The sequence below is a fragment of the Micromonospora palomenae genome (genome assembly GCF_007829925.1).
Lineage (GTDB): Bacteria > Actinomycetota > Actinomycetes > Mycobacteriales > Micromonosporaceae > Micromonospora > Micromonospora purpureochromogenes.
Genome location: NZ_VIXA01000001.1, coordinates 60,627 through 77,352 on the forward strand (window position 1 = coordinate 60,627; position 16,726 = coordinate 77,352).

The following is a 16,726-nucleotide window of genomic DNA, read 5'->3' on the forward strand; positions in this document are numbered from 1 at the left end:
ATGACGTAGACGATTCAGCGGCCTGAGTCGTTCACGTCATCAGCTCGACAGGCTCCGGCCCGGGCCATCGAGGGGATGGCCTCGTCGGTGCGCCCGCCAGAGGCCGCCCCCCCGCCTCGACCGGCCACGGCCGGCGTGGCCGATCCCCGCCACCGGGCCGGCGCGGTCAGTTCCGCCACTGGGCCGGCGCGGCGGTCAGGGCTCCTGGTCGGGGGTGCGGGTGAAGACGAACGTGGCGATGTCGAGGGCGACCGCCCGGCCGGCCTCGTCGCGGACCACGGTGAGAATCTCGCCGTCCTGGGCGCCGGTGCGGCCCCGCCAGCGGTCCGGGGCCTCCGGGGTGAACCGGAGCACCGGCTCGCCGACCCGGCCGGCCCACAGCTCGCCCGCCGGGTCGGCGCGGAACTCGAACTCGACGCCCATCCACCACCAGCGGCCGGTCAGCTCGGCCAGTTCCCCGGCCGGCGGCGCGGCGGCCGGCCGCCACGGCGTCACCGGCTCGGGCTCGGTGTCGAGCACCAGGGTGAGCAGCTGCCGGGCGAGCCCGCCGAGGTGGGCCGAGCGCAGGCCGTACGCGTTGGCGTAGCCGACCACGGCGGTCCGGCTCGGGCGGTGCACGGCCAGCGCGGCGACGTACCCGGGCATCGAGCCGCCGTGTCCGACGTAGACCCGGTCGCCCTCCCGGTAGAGCTCCACCCCGAGGCCGTGCCCGCCGGTCCACGAGTCCAGGTCGCTGATCACCACGGGCGCGCACATCTCGGTCAGCGTCTCCGGCGCGAGCACGGCCGGCGTGGGGTCGGCGAGGAACGCCGCCCAGCGGGCCAGGTCCGCCACGGTGGACCAGAGCTGCCCGGCCGGCGCCATCGCCCCGGTGTCGGTACGCGGCTCCTCCCGCAGCGTGTCGTGCCAGGGGTGCACCACGTAGCCGCGGGCGTACGGCTCGGTGGCGTCGTAGGTGGTGCGGTGCATGCCGAGCGGGACGAGGAGCCGCTTCCGGGTCAGCTCCGCCCAGGGCGTGCCGGTGATCCGTTCCAGCACCCCGCCGAGCAGCCCGTACGCCAGGTTGGAGTAGTGGTACGCCCGGTGCGGCGGGTACGCGATCTTGTCGGGGGTCAACCCGGCGACCAGCGTGGCCAGGTCGCCGCCCTCGGTCCGCTCCCACCACTGCCCGTCCGGCTCGCGTTGCAGCCCGCCGGCGTGCCCGAGGAGCTGGCGCAGGGTCAGCGCGCCGACCGGCGTGCCGGACAGGTGCCGCTCCAGCGGGTCGTCCAGGCCGAGCCGGCCGGCGTCGCGCTCCTGCATGACCAGGGTGGCCGTCATGGTCTTGCTGATCGAGCCGAGCCGGTACTGCAGGTCGGCGTCGGGACGCGGGTGGTCCCCGGCGGCGGCGAGGTGGGCCAGCGTCCCGTCGCGGACGACACCCAGCACCAGCGACGGCGCGCGGCCGGTGGACTGTGCCTGCGCCACCAGCGCGTCGGCCCGGCGGACGGTCTCGGGCAGCAGGGGCACGGCGTTCTCCTCGGTCGGTCGTGGCCTACCCCGGCGAGCTTACTGATCATGGGGGACGGCGTGGCGTGCGTCGGCGTGTCACGATTGATTGGTGGACGCCGTGGTGTGGATCGTGCTGGGTGTGCTGTTGGGCGTCGCCGAGATCTTCACGACGACCCTTCTTCTGATCATGTTCGCGGCCGGCGCGTTCGCCGCCGCCGGGGCCGCCGCGCTGGGCGCCCCCGTCCCGGTGCAGGCGCTGGTGTTCGCCGCCGTGTCGGTGCTCTCGGTGGCGTTGGTCCGGCCGGTCATCGCCCGGCACGCGCGCAGCGCGCTGGAGACCGGCGAGCAGGCGTTCGGGGTGGAGGCGCTGGAGGGCGTCACCGCGCTGGTGCTGGAGCGGGTCGACGACGGACGCGGCCTGGTCAAGATCGACGGTGAGCTGTGGAGCGCCCGGGCGTACGACGCGACGCAGTCGTTCGAGCCCGGTGAGCGGGTGCAGGTGATCAAGGTCCGGGGCGCCACCGCCCTGGTGTGGCAGGACGACATTTCCTCCCCCGGCGAGCTGCCGGAAGCGAAAAGGTGAGCGGTATGGAGTTTGCAGCGGTCCTGTTGGTGGCCGTGGCCCTGATCGTCGTGGTGACGCTGGTCAAGGCGGTACGCATCGTGCCGCAGCAGCGTCAGGACGTGGTGGAGCGGCTCGGAAAGTACAAGCGCACCTTGAACCCGGGCCTGAACCTGCTGGTCCCGTTCATCGACGCGGTGCGTACCAAGGTCGACATGCGCGAGCAGGTGGTCAGCTTCCCGCCGCAGCCGGTGATCACCTCGGACAACCTGGTCGTGTCGATCGACACGGTCCTCTACTACAAGGTGGTCGACGCGGTCCGGGCCACCTACGAGATCGCCAACTTCATCCAGGCCATCGAGCAGCTCACCGTGACCACGCTGCGCAACGTGATCGGCTCGCTCGACCTGGAGCGGGCGCTGACCAGCCGCGAGGAGATCAACCGGCACCTCTCCGGGGTGCTCGACGAGACCACCGGACGCTGGGGCATCAAGGTCACCCGGGTGGAGATCAAGGCGATCGAGCCGCCGGCGAGCATCCGCGACTCGATGGAGAAGCAGATGCGCGCCGAGCGGGACCGCCGGGCGGCGATCCTGACCGCGGAGGGGCACAAGCAGTCGCAGATCCTCACCGCCGAGGGTGAGAAGCAGTCCGCGGTGCTGCGCGCCGACGGTGACCGGCAGGCCCGGATTCTCCAGGCCGAGGGTCAGGCCAAGGCGATCCGGACCGTCTTCGACGCGATCCACCAGGCCAACCCGAGCCAGAAGGTGCTGGCCTACCAGTACCTCCAGGCGCTGCCGCAGATCGCCAACGGCACCGCCAACAAGGTCTGGATCGTCCCGGCCGAGCTGACCAAGGCCCTGGAAGGGATGGGCGGCGCGCTGGGCGGGCTGGCCGGGATGGTGGGCGACCTGCCCGCGCCGGAGGCGGCCGACCACGCGAGCCAGGTCGAGCGCGAGGCCGCGGAGGCGGCCCGGGCGGCGGCCTCCGCCGCCCAGGAGATCCACGACGAGGTACGCGTCGCCGAGGCGCAGGCCACCGGCGGCAAGGCCCCGCAGGGGCTGCCCGCCCCGGAGCCGGTCTCGCCGGAGAGCCTGGTGAACGACCCGTCGGACCAGCGCGCCCGCGGCTGAACCGGCCGCCGTCCGACCCCGGACGGCAAATGCGAGAAACACTCATACGGCGTCCCGGCGCCTGCCACGATCGGTCTGACGGACGGGTGGTGGCCAGGAGCCGGGGCGCCGGATGCGTCCCCGCGCCGCCCGTCGGAGCGAGCGAGGTGACCATGGACCCGGCGAAGCGGCTCTTCTCCAGCACCCCCGTCCCCGGCGCGCACGATCCCGCCGGCCCGCTGGGCACCCGCCGTACCGGTGGGGGATTCGGGGTGCTGCCCTTCGTCGGCGACCCGGGTCCCGCGGCGCCGGCCACCAACGCGAGCTGGGCGTGGTCGCTGCGGCGCTTCGCCCGCGCGTCGGTGTGGCTGCTGCCCGCGTACGCGGTGCTGTACGGCGTGGTGGCGATGGCCAGCGACGGCGGGGTGGGCAACGACCCGTACCCGGCCGACGGCCGGCCGCTCTACCTGGTGGGCTGGGTGGCCGCGGTCTGGCTGGGCCTGCTCGCCCTGCTGGCGTTGACCGGGCTGCTCGCCGCCACCCGCGACCGCAAGGTGGCCGTCACCGGGCTGCTGGTCAGCATCGCCGGCACCGTGCTGATGCTGCCCTTCGCCGGGCTGGCCGAGCAGACCCCGGTCTTCGGCACCACCGCCCGGATGCTGGTCCTGGTCGGTGCCACCTTCTACAGCGCCGGCTGGCTGTTCACCGGCTGGTCGGTGGCCCGCTCCGGGATGTTCTCGATGGGGGACGGCGTGATGCTCATGATCGCCGCCCCGCTGCTCGGCCTCGGCGGCGCGCTGATCGGCTCGCTGCAGACCTTCGGCGCCATCTTCGTCCTGATCTCGGGCATCGGCATCGGCTACCGCTCCGGCCGGCTGGTCCCCGCCGCGATCGCCCGCGACGCCGCCACCGCCAGCGTCCCCACCTCGACCGGCGGCCCCCAGGGCCCCCTCCCCGCCGCCTGACCCCCGGCCCGCGCCCGCGCGCCTCGGCGGGTTGATCAAGAGGTTTGCGTCGGGAAACGGCCGCCGGCTGACGCAAACCTCTTGATCAACGCCAGCCGAGCGGGCAGGAGGGGCGTGAAGGGGAGGCGGGGAGTGTGGGGGTGCAGGGGGGACGAGAGGGCGGACTGGGGACGGGAGGGGTGTGGGGCGGGGAGATGGCTGGCAGGTCACGGTGAGTTAGCTGACAATCGCGTGCCGGGGTGGCCCGCTTCACGAATCGCTGGCAATCCTGGACACCATGCCCCGACCCCGGTCGCCGCTGTCGCGGCTCTTCACCGTGCTGCTCGCCGGCCTGCTGGCCGGCCTCGTTCTCGCGGTCGCCGCGCTGCCGGGCAACCTGCTCGCCGGGGCCACCGCCAAGGCGGCCCTCGGGGCGTACGACGAGCTGCCGGCCGCCCTGCGCACGCCGGCCACCCCGCAGCGGTCCTACCTCTACGCCAACGACGGCACGACGCTGCTCACCACGTTCTACGACGTGAACCGCACGGACGTGCCGCTGGCCGAGATCGCCCCGGTGATGCGGCAGGCGATCGTCGCCGCCGAGGACCGGCGCTTCTACTCGCACGGCGGAGCCGACCTGCGCGGCCTGGCCCGCGCCGTCGTCGCCAACCTGACCGGCGGTTCGGCGCAGGGCGGCTCGACGCTGACCATGCAGTACGTCCGCAACGTGCTCAAGACCGATCCCAGCCGCACCGCCGAGGAGCGGCATGCCGCCACCGAGCAGACCGTCGGGCGCAAGCTCCAGGAGATCCGGTACGCCACCGCGCTGGAGGACACCCTCAGCAAGGACGAGATTCTCAACCGCTACCTGAACATCGCGTACTTCGGTTCCGGGGCGTACGGCGTCGCGGCGGCCAGCCAGCGCTACTTCGGCAAGGCCCCGGCGGACCTGACCCTCGGCGAGGCCGCCCTGCTCGCCGGCCTGGTCCAGTCGCCCGACGAGTACAGCCCGATCGACGGCGACGCCGAGGCGGCGCTGACCCGGCGCGGGTACGTGCTCGACGCGATGGTCGCCACCGGCGCGATCACCGAGGCCCAGGGGGCGCAGGCCCGGGCTGAGAAGCTCACCCTGCGTCCGACCGCCCAGCCCAACGGCTGCGTGGCCACCCGGACCGACGACGCCGGCTTCTTCTGCGACTACCTGCGCCGGTGGTGGCTGGAGCAGCCCGCGTTCGGCGCCACCGCCGAGGAGCGGGAGCAGGCGCTGCGCCGGGGCGGCTACCGGGTGGTCACCTCGCTCGACCCGGACGTGCAGGCCACCGCGGCCAGCCAGGCCCGCAAGGTGTACGCCGCCGACGACGCGCGGGCGGTGCCGATCGCGGCGGTCGAGCCGGGCACCGGCCGGGTGCTGGCGATGGCGGTCAATCGCCGCTACGGCGTGGCGGAGCACGAGACGGTCAACCCGCTGATCTCCGGCGGCGGCAGCGTCGAGGGCTACCAGGCCGGCTCGACCTTCAAGATGTTCACCATGCTCGCCGCGCTGGAGGCCGGCAAGCCCCTCGCCACCGGCTTCGACGCCCCCAGCCGCCTGCCCACCCGGTACGCCGCCGAGGGCGAGGGCAGCTGCGACGGCAGGTGGTGCCCGGCCAACGCGAACCCGGAGCGGATGGACGGCTACCGGATGATGTGGGACGGCTTCGGGCGCTCCGTGAACACCTACTTCGTCTGGCTGGCCGAGCAGGTCGGCGAGGACAAGGTGGTGGAGATGGCGCAGCGGCTGGGCATCACCTTCCGCGCCGAGGCCGACGCCGCCTTCGCCGCGAACGACGCCGCCGACTGGGGCGCGTTCACCCTCGGCGTGGCCGCCACCACCCCGCTCGACCTGGCCAACGCGTACGCCACCGTGGCCGCCGAGGGGACGTACTGCGCCCCGACCCCGGTGGTGTCGGTGACCGCGCCGGACGGCACGACGGTGCCGGTCGGCCAGCCGTCCTGCAAGCGGGTGCTGGAGGCCGACGTCGCCCGGGCCGCGACCGACGCGGCGCGCTGCCCGGTGGGGCAGCAGTCCGCGTACGGGCAGTGCAACGGCGGCACGGCCAGCGGGGTGGACCGGATCGTGGGCCGCCCGGTCGCCGGCAAGACCGGCAGCTCGGAGAAGAACGCCACCGAGACCTTCGTCGGGTTCACCCCGCAGGTGGCGGTCGCCGGGATCGCCGCCAACCCGGACGACCCGAGCGACGCCGTCGGCGCCGCGGTGCAGAGCAAGGTGATCGACGCGGTCGCCCGGATCATCCGCACCGCGGTCGACGGCCAGCCGGTCCGCGACTTCACCGCGCCGAGCCGCGAGCTGGCCGGCAACCCGCAGCGCCCGGAGCCGAAGCCGGCGCCCCGCCCGGAGGAGCCGCGGCGCGAGCAGGAGATCCCCTCCGACATCCTGCGCTGGCTGCAGAACCGCCGGGGCTGACGCCCGGCCGCACGATCGTCGACGGTCACCGTTCCCCGCTCGGGGACGGTGACTGTCGCCGTTTCAGGACGTGCGGCGCGGGCCGACCCGGAACATGCCGGTCATGTCGTCGTGGACGGCGTAGCCGAAGCGCCGGTAGAGGGCGACCGACTCGCCCGCGGCGAAGAGCCCCACGAAGGTGCGCGCCGAGGCGCGGCCGGCGATCCACTCCTCCAGCCGACCGAGGATGGCGGCCCCCACCCCCCGGCGCTGCCGTTCCGGCACCACCGCGAGGTCCTGCAGGTAGTAGTAGATCGCCCCGTCGCCGATCAGCCGGCCCAGCCCGATCACCCGGTCGCCCTCCACCGCCACCACGGCGTGCAGCGACGCGGCCAGCGAGGCGGGGATCGCCGCCGGGTCGTACGCGTCGGCCCAGCCGACGGAGCGGGTCACCGCGACGAACTCCTCGACCGTGGGCAGCCGGTCGACCAGTCGGTACTCCATGATCGAAACCCTAGCCGCCCGATCGCGCCCGATCCCCGGACCCGCCGGTCACCGCCGGCCGGACCAGCCGGTCCAGGGCGGCGGCGACCGCCGTCGGGTCGGCCTCGCCGTCGAGCACCCGGAAGTCGGCGAACTCCGGCAGCGCCCGGTAGGCGGCGTCCAGCGCGGCCAGGTGGCCCAGTTCCTCGGTGTCGATGCCCCGCTCCTGCACCCGCCGCTGGGCCAGCGCGGGCGACACCGCCAGGAAGCAGACCAGGTCGGGACGGGGGAAGAGCGCGTACGCCGCCCGGACCAGCCGGCCGCCCCGGTCGCCCCGGGCTCGCATGATCACGTACTGGCACCAGGTCCAGCGGTCCATCACGCCCACCCGCCCGGTCAGCCGGACCCCGGCGACCGCCCGGGCCACGGCCAGCCAGCGCACCGTCGCCTCCAGCGCCGGGTAGAAGCGCCGGCCGAACAGGTGCACGCCGTCGCGCCGCCCGAGCCGGTGGGCGAGCCTGTTCCACAGCGGGCGGCCGCCGGCGTTCTCGAAGTACGTCGCCGGGACACCCCGCTCGGACAGCCGCCGGGCCAGCGCCCGGGCCTGCGTCGACTTGCCCGAGCCGTCGACCCCGAGCAGCGCGATGATCATGGGACGGGTCATGCCCCGGCACGCTAGCCGACCCGGGCAAGAGAAATCTCCGCCGAGCTGTCGGGAACCGTCGCCCCGCTCCGACCCATCCGTGAGAGCGCCCACCGGAGGCGCCCGGGCGTGAGGAGAGATCATGCGCAAGCTCGTGCACTGGGTCCACCAGTCCCTCGACGGCTTCATCGAGGGCCCGAACGGCGAGTTCGACTGGCCGTCGATGGGGCCGGAGCTGTCCGCGTACTCCCTGGAGCTGACCGAGCGGGCCGGCGCCTTCGCCTACGGGCGGAAGGTCTGGGAGATGATGTCCTGGTACTGGCCGCGCGCCGAGTCGATGTCGACGGACCCGCACGACCTGGCCTTCGCGCCGATCTGGCGACGGACCCCGAAGGTGGTCGTCTCCCGGACCCTCACCGGGGCCGAGTGGGACGCGCAGGTGGTCGGCGGCGCCGACCTCGCCAAGGAGATCACCGCGCTCAAGGAGCAGCCCGGCGGGGACCTGCTGCTCACCGGCGGCTCCGGCGCCGCCGCCGCGCTGACCGCGCTCGGCCTGATCGACGAGTACCAGGTGATCGTGCACCCGGTCGTGCTCGGCGGCGGCCGGCCGGTCTTCCCCGGCGGCCCGGAGCGCCTGGACCTGCGGCTGGCCGGGTCACGCGTCTTCGACGGCCGGACCGTGCTGCTGCGCTATGAGCGTGCGGCGGGGTGAGGGTGGCCCGGGTCGCCCCGGCGACCCGCCCCGGCCACCGCACCACGGGCACCCGGCAGAATCGTCGCCGTGCCCGTCCACCAGATCACCGACCCCGACGACGACCGGATCGCCGACTACCGCGCGTTGACCGACGTCGAGCTGCGTACCCGTTGGGAGCCCCCGCACGGGCTCTTCATCGCCGAGGGGGAGCTGGTGCTGCGGCGGGCGCTGCGCGCCGGCTACCCGGCCCGGTCGTACCTGGTGGACGCCAAGCGCGCCGACCAGCTCGCCGACCTCGACACCGGCGACGCGCCGGTCTACGCCGCCACCCCGGACGTGCTGCAGCGGGCCACCGGCTTCCACGTGCACCGGGGCGTGCTCGCCTCGTTCCGCCGCAAGCCGCTGCCGGCCGCCGCCGAGGTGCTGGCCACCGCCCGCCGGGTGGTGATCCTGGAGGACGTCAACAACCACACCAACCTCGGCGCGATCTTCCGGGCGGTGGCCGGGCTCGGCGTGGACGCGGTGCTGCTCTCGCCGACCTGCGCCGACCCGCTCTACCGGCGCAGCGTACGGGTCAGCATGGGCGAGGTCTTCGCCGTCCCGTACGCGAAGCTGGAGCCCTGGCCCGACGCGCTCGCCGAGGTACGGGCGGCCGGCTTCACCGTGCTGGCGATGACCCCGGCCCCGGACGCGGTGCCCATCCAGCGCCTCGACGCCGCCCAGCGGGCCCGCGCCGCGCTGCTGCTCGGCGCGGAGGGCGCCGGGCTGACCCGGGCCGCGATGGAGGCCAGCGACGCCCGGGTGGTGATTCCGATGCGCCGTGGCGTCGACTCGCTCAACGTCGCCGCCGCCACCGCGGTGGCCTGCTGGGAGCTGGGGCGCGACGACCCGCTCTGACGGCGGGGCGGCCTGTCGTCGGATGGAGTCACGGACGGTAGCGTGTCGCCCGTGTTCCCTACCGTGCGTGAGGTGCTGGCGCTGGACCCGGTCCGCCACGGCGCGCCGCGCCTGGTCGCCGGGGACGCCGGCCTGGACGCGCCGGTCCGCTGGGTGCACGTCGCCGAGGTGCCCGACATCGCCACCCTGCTCGGCGGCGGCGAACTGGTGCTCACCACCGGCATCGGGCTGCCCGCCGACGACGCCGGCCTGCGCGCCTTCATCGGCGACCTGGCCGATGTCGGCGTCTCCGGGCTGGTGGTCGAGCTGGGCCGCCGGTACGTCAGCGGGGTGCCCCGGGTGATGGCGGCCGCCGCCGAGCGACGCGGCCTGCCCCTGGTCGAGCTGCGCCGGGCCACCCCGTTCGTCCGGATCACCGAGGCGGTGCACGCGCTGATCGTCGACGCCCAGCTCACCGAGCTGCGGGCCACCGAGGAGATCCACCAGCGCTTCACCGAGCTGTCGGTCGAGGGCGCCGGCCCGGCCGAGGTGGTCCGGCAGGCCGCCGAGCTGGCCGGCTGCCCGGTGGTGCTGGAGAACCTGTCCCGGCAGGTGCTCGCGTACGACCCGGCGGGGGAGAGCGCCGAGCTGCTGCTGGACGGCTGGGAGCAGCACTCCCGACGGATCCGTCCCGCCGGGCGCACCGCGTACGACGCCGACAGCGGCTGGCTGGTGACCACCGTCGGCGCGCGGGGGCAGGACTGGGGCCGGCTGCTGCTGCGCTGGCCCGGCGGGGGTGACCTGGCCGCCGGGACCACGCTGGGCGGCCGGCCGGCGGGCACCCCGCCGACCCGGCTGACGATCCTGGTGGAGCGGGCCGCCTCCACCCTGGCGCTGGGCCGGCTGATCCGGCGCGACGCCGAGGGCCTGGAACGGCAGATCCACCGCACTCTGCTCACCGCCCTGCTCGACCACTCCCGCCCGGTCGACGAGGTCGCGCTGCGGGCGCGGGCGCTCGGCGTCACGCTGGAACGCCGGCACCTGGTCGGGGTGGTGGTCCGGCACCGCCTCGACGACCCCGCCGCCGAGGCCGCCGGGGAGAGCACCGTGGCGGCCGAGTCCCCGGAGGCCGGCCCGGCGCGGCTGCGGGATCTCGCCGAGGCGGTGGGGCAGGCGCTGCGGGAGGCGAAGCTCACCGGGCTGACCAGCGCCGTCGACGACCAGGCGGTGGGCGCGCTGCTCGCCCTGCCCGACCCGGCCGCGGAGGAGCGGGCGCTGACCGCGTTCGCCGCCGCCCTGCGCCGGATCCGGCTCGACGCCGCCCCGGCCCGTCCCGCGGTGGCCGGCGCCGTACCGCCGGACGCGGTGATCGTCGCCGCCGGCTCCGGGGTGGGCGGCCTGCGGGAGGCCCGGCGGTCGCTGATCGAGGCCCGGCAGATCGCCGACGCGGCCCGCCGCGACCGTCGCGACCTGCCCATCTTCCGGCTACCCCACGTCGGGCTCGCCGGGCTGCTGCACCTGCTGCGCGACGAGCCCCGGGTGCAGACTTTCGTCGAGCGGGAACTGGGCGCGCTGCTCGCCCACGACGCCCGGCACCCCCGCGACCAGCTGCTCGGCACGCTGCGGGCGTACCTGGAACAGGGCCGCAACAAGTCGGCGGCGGCCGCGGCGGCGCACCTGTCCCGGCCGGCGTTCTACGAGCGGCTGGCCCGCATCGCCCGCATCCTCGACGTCGACCTCGACTCGGTCGAGGCCTGCCTCTCCCTGCACGTCGCCCTGCTCGCCCTCGACGCCATCCGCACCCCCTGACCTACGCCCCTCCCGAGCCCGTCGTCCTGTCGATCATGAAGTTGTTGTCCCCTGCCGCGGCGTGTCGTGGCGATAACTTCATGATCAACGGGGAGAGGGCGGGGGACGGGGGTCAGGTGAGGGCGGTGAGGGCCTTGGCGTAGGGGGCGGGGACGAAGTTCGGGCCGCCGGGGGTGAAGACGTCCGAGGCTGCCGCCGCCGACCAGGCGGTCTCCGGGACCGCGTCGACCAGGGCGCGGACGACCGGAGCGTCGCGCCACTGCTCCTGCTCGGCGAGCAGGCTCAGCGCCACCACCGACTCCTCCACCTCGCCGACGCACTCGAACGGCTTGTGCCCGTCGACGCCGAGCAGCTCCCGGTAGCCGGGGACCTGCGCCGGGTCGGCCAGCAGGTCGCCGCCGAAGATGCGCACCACCCGCTCGCGCGGCATGAACGGCGCCATGGCCAGGAAGACGAACCGGCACTTCGGGCAGTCGCGGCACCAGCGCTCGCTCGCGTCGCGCAGCTTGAACGCGGCGTTGCAGCTGGTCACCACCGCGTCGTACCGGTCGATCGCGGCGAAGAGCCGGGCGATGTGCAGCTCCGACAGCGAGCGCAGCAGCGAGAAGTACGGCTCGGTGAGACCGGCGTGCTCGGCCAGCGCCGCCCGCAGCAGCCCCTCCGCCTCGACGCCCTTGGACCACTGGTGGTTGATCTCGTGACCGTTCCAGATCAGGTTCGGGTCCGACGCGGAGCGCTCGTTGGACATCACCACCGGCCCGAGCCCGTGCAGCACGGCGGTCGCGACCGCGATCAGCGAGTTGATCGCGGTGACCGGGATGTGGCCGTTGAGCGCGCCGGCCGCGTTGAGGTCGAACAGCACCGGGTCGATCCGCCGCCGGGCCGCGAGGGGGGTGAGCCCGGACGCCTCGTTCACCGAGACGATCACGTGGTTCGGGTTGACCGAGAACGGCACCGGGTCGAAGCCGGCCCGGCGCAGCGCCTCCAGGCTGACGATGGAGTCCTTGCCGCCGCCGACCGCCGAGAGCGGACGACGGTCGGAGTCGTCGTACTCGCGGGCCGGGGAGACCGTGCCGGAGGGCACCTCCGGGCGCAGTTCGAGCACGTGCGGCAGCTGGTTGCGGTAGGCGTACTCGGCCAGGCCCTTGGTGTAGACGGCGGTGACCAGCTCGGCGGCGGCCGCGCCCAGCGGCGCCGGCAGCACCAGCCGGCGCGGCGCGGCGGCCTTGTAGTAGCTGACCCCGGCGACCACGTGCAGCAGCTCCAGGACCCGGCCCAGGGTGGCCACGGTCTCGTCCGACGGCGGGTCGGCGGGCAGCGGCAGGGTGATCGCCTCGGTGAACCGCTGCTCGCCGTCGGGACCGGTCAGCTTGTAGTCGAACAACGCCTCGCCGGTGGCGAGGTCGATCGAGTAGGACGGGAAGGTGAAGGCGTCCATCCGCCGGAGCTGCTCGTTGGGCACACGCCATACTAGGCCCTGGTTCGTCCGGCCGTGTCCGGCTGCGCCGGACCGTGCCCCGTGCCACGCCGTCGAGACCCCCGAGGAGAGAGCCCGTGCGCCTGTCTGACCTGCGCGGACGTACCGTCGCCGTCTGGGGGGCCGGCCGCGAGGGCCGGGCCGCCGTGACCGCCATCGCCGCGCACGGCCCCGCCGGCCTGGTCGCCGTGGACGACAGCGCCAACTTCCTCACCCTGCCCTGGGAGGGTCCGCTCGCCGAGGCCGCGCCCCTGGTCACCGGGGAGGCCGGCTTCGAGCGGCTGGCCGCCGCCGACGTGGTGGTCCGCTCCCCGGGCGTGCCGAACACCCACCCGTGGATGGTGGAGCTGCGGGCGCGGGCGGCCACGATCACCCAGGGCACCGCGCTCTGGATGGCCGACCACGCCGAGCGGACCGTCGGGGTCACCGGCAGCAAGGGCAAGAGCACCACGTCCAGCCTGATCAGCCACCTGCTCGCCGCGGTGGACCGGCCGAACGTCTTCGGCGGCAACATCGGGGTGCCCACCCTGGACCTGCCCGAGGCGGACCTGTACGTGCTGGAGCTCTCCAGCTACCAGTGCACCGACCTGACCGACTCGCCCCGGGTCGCCGTGGTCACCGCGCTCTTCCCCGAGCACCTCGACGCGCACGGCGGCGAGGCGGAGTACTACCGGGACAAGCTCAACCTGCTGGCGTACGGCCCGCGGACCGTGGTGGTCAACGGCGCCGACCCGCGGCTGGCCGTGGAACTGGGCGACCGGGCCGCCGTGCGCGCCGGCCGGCCGGACACCGCGAACGTGGCCACCGGCCCCGACGGCACGCCCTGGTTCCACCTGGCCGAGCAGCCGCTCTTCCCGCGCGCCGTGCTGCCGCTGGTCGGCCGGCACAACGAGGGCAACCTCTGCGTGGCGCTGGCCGTGCTCGACGCGCTCGACGTGGACGTGGTGGCCCGCAAGGACACCCTGGCCGTGGCGGTCGCCGAGTTCCAGGGGCTGGCCCACCGGCTCACCGAGATCGCCGACCCGTCCGGCCTCACCTTCGTCGACGACACCCTCGCCACCAGCCCGTACGCGGCGATGCACGCGATCGACGCGTACGAGGGGCGGCCGTTGACGGTGATCGTCGGCGGCACCGACCGGGGGCTGGACTACAGCCCGCTCGCCGCGCACCTGGCCGAGCGGGAGATCACCGTGATCGGCATCCCGGACAGCGGCCCGCGCATCGTCGAGGCGCTGGCCGGGCTGCCGGCGGTGCGTACCGAGATCGCCGAGGACCTGGTCGCGGCGGTCGGGCTGTCCCGCAAGCTCACCCCGCCCGGCGGGGTGGTGCTGCTCTCCCCGGCCGCGCCCAGCTACGGGCGGTTCCGCAACTTCGAGCACCGCTCCAAGGTCTTCGCCCAAGCGGTCGCCGACACCGCGCGGTGACCTCCGCCGAGGACCGGGCCGGGGACCCCGACGGTCCCCGCCCGAGCCGGCCGCACGCGCACCCCACCGACCGGTACGGTTCCAACACCGAGCTGTACGCCACCGCGGGCCTCGTCGAGGGCGTCGGGTACGCCCTGCGCTGCTGCCATCGATGCGCCCCGGACGAGCAGCCCGACTGCGCGACCGGGACGACGCGGACGGCGGTCCTCGCGCCGCACGGTGGCGGCATCGAGGTGGGCACGTCGGAGTTGTGCCTCGCGGTCGCCGGCTACCACCCGGCGACCCTGGAGCCCAGCACCGACGGCAAGGGCCTGCACCACTACTGGATGTTCGAGGGGCTGCTCGACTCCGGCAACGCCGCCCTGCACGTGACCTCGGTGAACTGCGACGACCCGTGGGCGGAGTCGATCTGCGGTGGGGTCCGCCACGCCGTCGCCCTGCACGGCTGCACGACCCGGCAGGCCGGTGAGCCGGACGGGACCGCGGCGGTGGTGATCGGCGGGCTGGACGCCGGGCTGCGGGACCTGCTGCGCCGGGAGTTGGCGACGGTGGACATCACCGTCGCCCGGCGGGTCAACCGCGCCATCGACGGGACCAGCCCGCGGAACATCTGCAACCGGACGGCGTCCAGGGCGGGCGCGCAACTGGAGCTGACCACGCCGCTGCGCGAGGCGATGTTCGGCACCAACACCTGGGACGGACGCAAGCACACCACCCGGCCGCTGTTCTGGGACTTCGTCGCCGCGACCCGGACGGCACTCGCCCTGCACGCCGACGCCTGACGCCCCCGATCCGAGCGACGGGCGGTGGGTCAGCCCAGCACCTCGTGCAGGGCCCGCATCGCGCGGATCGCCGAGCGGATCTCCTGGAGGTAGCGCCCCGGGGTGAGGGAGGGCTCGGGCAGCCGGACCAGGTCGGGCAGGGCCGGGTCGACGCCGACGGTGTCGATCGCGCAGCCGTACGGCACCGCCAGGGTGCGCAGCGCGTCGCAGTGCTGGAACGGCACGTAGATCGGCGCGGTCACCATCAGCAGCGCGTCGCCGGGGGAGAGCCGGACGTGCCCGGCCCAGAACCGCTGGGTGTCCGCCGTGTGCGCGCGCCGCCGCTCCGGCTCGCTGGACGGGGCGGCGAGCACCCGGACCGGCGGGAGCCCGGCCGACCGGTAGGTCCGCGCGGACCAGGAGTGGTGCGGGTGGCCGGCGTCGTGCCCGTCCTCGTCGTCGGGCGCGGCCACCCCGAGGACCGCGCGGACCGCCGCGTCGAGGGCGTCCACCTCGGTGTCGGCCGTGATCCCCGCCCCGGCCAGCACGTCCCGCTCCACCTCGGACAGCGGCCGGAAGCTGCCGAGCACGGCCACCTCCCCGTCCACCGCCAACCCGTGCCGCAGCAGGTGGGCGGCGTACGCGACGCGCCGCAGGCAGGCGTGCGCCAGCCCGCCGAGTACCACCAGGTGGGCGTACCGGGGGTGGGCCGGTCGCACGGGGCGGACCAGGCCGAGCGCCTCGGCGGTGGTGAGCACCAGCGCGGCGGTGGCCGGGTCGAGGGTCGGTTCCCGCGCCTCGGGGCGTTCCCGGCCGCCCCGGAAGTCCCAGTGCCGGGCGGAGAAGTCGTCCAGCCCGGCCAGCACGGCCGTCAGGTCGCCGGTCGGCCACCCGCCGCCGAACCGGGCGACCAGCGCCCGCAGCGGCGGGGACTCCACCCACGCCCGCACCCCTCGGGCGAGCTGCACGGGCGACGCGTCCGCCGGGCAGTTCGGCAGCGCCACGTCCGCGATCCGCACCAGCGGATCGTACCGACGGCCGTGGCCAGGAGGGGCCCTTGTGGATCGGCACTACGCTGGGCGCACCGACGAGATCGGGGGCTGCCGATGACTGGCGACGTGCTCCGTCGACGTTCCACCGGGCGTACCGGATCGGCCAGTGGACTGGTCCGGCTGCTGGCACACACCGACCCGGTGGCGCTGGTCGGCATCACCCTGTCGATCGCGCTCTCCGTCACGCTCGACCTCACCAACGCCGCCAGCGGTGTCGAGTCGCTGCTGGCCGGGCTGATGGGCATCACCATCTCGCTGCTGGTGGACTCGTTGGCCCGCGCGGAGCGCCGGTTCCACCTGCGTACGCTGCTGGACGGGCCACCCTGGCTGGTGCAGGGCGCGCCGGAGATCGTCGTCGCCGTCCGGGAGGCGGTCGAGCGGCACCCGGGCACCCGGGTCGCGGAGGAGGCGCAGCGCCGCTACGAGCAGTTCCGGCTCGAGGCCGAGCAGCTCGCCGCGGGGCGGGTGGTCCGGCGGGGCGACGACGACGAGGACCTGATCGGCGCCACCCGGGACTGCACCCGAAGCCTGCAGGGGCTGACCAACCTGACGCCGCGGGCCAGCGGCGAGCTGAGCTGGTGGCGCAGCGAGATCGGGCGGCGCTACTGGGAGGCGAACCTGGCGGCCCTGGCGCGCGGGGTGCGGATCACCCGGGTCTTCGCCTACGCCACGCTCTCCGACGAGCTGGTCGAGCTGGTGGAGAAGCAGCGCCGGGCCGGGGTAAGGGTGGGCCTGCTGCCACTGGGTGTCGTCAGCCCGCACCTGCACGTCAATCTGACACTCTGGGACGGCTCGAGCTGCTGGGAGGCCCGGATGAGCGCGCACGGGGAGATCAGCGAGAACCAGTTCTCGGTCAACCGCGCCGACATCGACCGGCTCACCCGGGTGTTCGACCTGTGCGCGAACGTCGCGACCTTCCAGGACTGACCGCGCCGGCGGGCGGTGGAGCGGAGAT

General features: G+C 74.7%; 15 protein-coding genes. 10 read left to right on the forward strand and 5 right to left on the reverse strand.

Features of this window, described 5'->3' with window-relative positions; all coding sequences use genetic code 11:
• Positions 1–195: 195 nt before the first annotated feature.
• Positions 196–1,509, reverse strand: a complete 1,314-nt coding sequence (locus FHX75_RS00275; RefSeq protein ID WP_154936087.1) for a serine hydrolase domain-containing protein — start codon at positions 1,507–1,509, stop codon at positions 196–198.
• Between the two features lie 91 nt (positions 1,510–1,600).
• Here FHX75_RS00275 and FHX75_RS00280 point away from each other — a divergent pair, with 91 nt between their 5' ends.
• The 4 genes from FHX75_RS00280 (at position 1,601) to FHX75_RS00295 (ending at position 6,573) form a co-directional block, all read left to right on the forward strand.
• Positions 1,601–2,074 (forward strand): NfeD family protein, encoded by a 474-nt coding sequence (locus FHX75_RS00280; RefSeq protein WP_154936088.1) that lies wholly within the window; start codon positions 1,601–1,603, stop codon positions 2,072–2,074.
• A 5-nt stretch (positions 2,075–2,079) separates the two neighbouring features.
• A complete protein-coding gene (locus FHX75_RS00285; protein ID WP_154936089.1) occupies positions 2,080–3,186 on the forward strand; it encodes an SPFH domain-containing protein in 1,107 nt (368 codons plus the stop codon).
• Positions 3,187–3,338: 152 nt separating this feature from the next.
• The gene (locus FHX75_RS00290) at positions 3,339–4,130 is read left to right on the forward strand and encodes a hypothetical protein (RefSeq protein WP_154936090.1); all 792 of its coding nucleotides are present in this window, start codon (positions 3,339–3,341) and stop codon (positions 4,128–4,130) included.
• A gap of 277 nt (positions 4,131–4,407) precedes the next feature.
• Positions 4,408–6,573, forward strand: coding sequence for a transglycosylase domain-containing protein (locus tag FHX75_RS00295; RefSeq protein ID WP_154936091.1), 2,166 nt, complete (start codon positions 4,408–4,410; stop codon positions 6,571–6,573).
• Between the two features lie 63 nt (positions 6,574–6,636).
• Here the strand turns inward: FHX75_RS00295 and FHX75_RS00300 are convergent, their stop codons facing one another.
• Both FHX75_RS00300 and FHX75_RS00305 read right to left on the reverse strand, forming a co-directional pair.
• A complete protein-coding gene (locus tag FHX75_RS00300; protein WP_154936092.1) occupies positions 6,637–7,056 on the reverse strand; it encodes a GNAT family N-acetyltransferase in 420 nt (139 codons plus the stop codon).
• Positions 7,057–7,066: 10 nt separating this feature from the next.
• On the reverse strand, positions 7,067–7,699 hold the full coding sequence (locus FHX75_RS00305) for a dTMP kinase (RefSeq protein WP_154936093.1): 633 nt from the start codon (positions 7,697–7,699) through the stop codon (positions 7,067–7,069).
• Positions 7,700–7,820: 121 nt separating this feature from the next.
• Here FHX75_RS00305 and FHX75_RS00310 point away from each other — a divergent pair, with 121 nt between their 5' ends.
• From FHX75_RS00310 to FHX75_RS00320, 3 genes are all read left to right on the forward strand, one after another.
• Entirely contained in the window at positions 7,821–8,390 is a 570-nt protein-coding gene (locus FHX75_RS00310; protein ID WP_154936094.1) for a dihydrofolate reductase family protein, read from the forward strand.
• A gap of 69 nt (positions 8,391–8,459) precedes the next feature.
• Positions 8,460–9,269 carry a TrmH family RNA methyltransferase gene (locus FHX75_RS00315; RefSeq protein ID WP_154936095.1) on the forward strand — a complete coding sequence of 270 codons (810 nt, stop codon included), beginning with the start codon at positions 8,460–8,462 and terminating at the stop codon, positions 9,267–9,269.
• A gap of 51 nt (positions 9,270–9,320) precedes the next feature.
• Complete coding sequence (locus tag FHX75_RS00320) at positions 9,321–11,057, forward strand: PucR family transcriptional regulator (RefSeq protein ID WP_170285256.1); 1,737 nt, start codon at positions 9,321–9,323, stop codon at positions 11,055–11,057.
• A 112-nt stretch (positions 11,058–11,169) separates the two neighbouring features.
• On the opposite strand, the gene FHX75_RS00325 is transcribed toward FHX75_RS00320, so the two are convergent.
• The gene (locus FHX75_RS00325) at positions 11,170–12,519 is read right to left on the reverse strand and encodes a MurL-like N-terminal domain-containing (RefSeq protein WP_154936097.1); all 1,350 of its coding nucleotides are present in this window, start codon (positions 12,517–12,519) and stop codon (positions 11,170–11,172) included.
• A 92-nt stretch (positions 12,520–12,611) separates the two neighbouring features.
• Here FHX75_RS00325 and murD point away from each other — a divergent pair, with 92 nt between their 5' ends.
• Entirely contained in the window at positions 12,612–13,958 is a 1,347-nt protein-coding gene (gene murD, locus FHX75_RS00330; RefSeq protein ID WP_154936098.1) for a UDP-N-acetylmuramoyl-L-alanine--D-glutamate ligase, read from the forward strand.
• The gene (locus tag FHX75_RS00335; protein ID WP_154936099.1) at positions 13,955–14,740 is read left to right on the forward strand and encodes a poly-gamma-glutamate hydrolase family protein; all 786 of its coding nucleotides are present in this window, start codon (positions 13,955–13,957) and stop codon (positions 14,738–14,740) included. The genes murD and FHX75_RS00335 overlap by 4 nt, the downstream gene beginning before the upstream one ends.
• A gap of 29 nt (positions 14,741–14,769) precedes the next feature.
• Here the strand turns inward: FHX75_RS00335 and FHX75_RS00340 are convergent, their stop codons facing one another.
• On the reverse strand, positions 14,770–15,738 hold the full coding sequence (locus tag FHX75_RS00340) for a hypothetical protein (RefSeq protein WP_246157471.1): 969 nt from the start codon (positions 15,736–15,738) through the stop codon (positions 14,770–14,772).
• Between the two features lie 99 nt (positions 15,739–15,837).
• Between FHX75_RS00340 and FHX75_RS00345 the strand changes: the two genes are divergently transcribed.
• A complete protein-coding gene (locus FHX75_RS00345) occupies positions 15,838–16,698 on the forward strand; it encodes a hypothetical protein (RefSeq protein WP_154936100.1) in 861 nt (286 codons plus the stop codon).
• Positions 16,699–16,726 lie beyond the last annotated feature (28 nt).

What these genes read in the sequence shown, in the direction of transcription:
- FHX75_RS00305 (WP_154936093.1), bottom strand. Translation starts at nt 7,699, where the DNA reads ATGACCCGTCCCATGATCATCGCGCTGCTCGGGGTCGACGGCTCGGGC.
- FHX75_RS00290 (WP_154936090.1), top strand. Translation starts at nt 3,339, where the DNA reads ATGGACCCGGCGAAGCGGCTCTTCTCCAGCACCCCCGTCCCCGGCGCG.
- FHX75_RS00285 (WP_154936089.1), top strand. Translation starts at nt 2,080, where the DNA reads ATGGAGTTTGCAGCGGTCCTGTTGGTGGCCGTGGCCCTGATCGTCGTG.
- FHX75_RS00300 (WP_154936092.1), bottom strand. Translation starts at nt 7,056, where the DNA reads ATGGAGTACCGACTGGTCGACCGGCTGCCCACGGTCGAGGAGTTCGTC.
- FHX75_RS00310 (WP_154936094.1), top strand. Translation starts at nt 7,821, where the DNA reads ATGCGCAAGCTCGTGCACTGGGTCCACCAGTCCCTCGACGGCTTCATC.
- FHX75_RS00295 (WP_154936091.1), top strand. Translation starts at nt 4,408, where the DNA reads ATGCCCCGACCCCGGTCGCCGCTGTCGCGGCTCTTCACCGTGCTGCTC.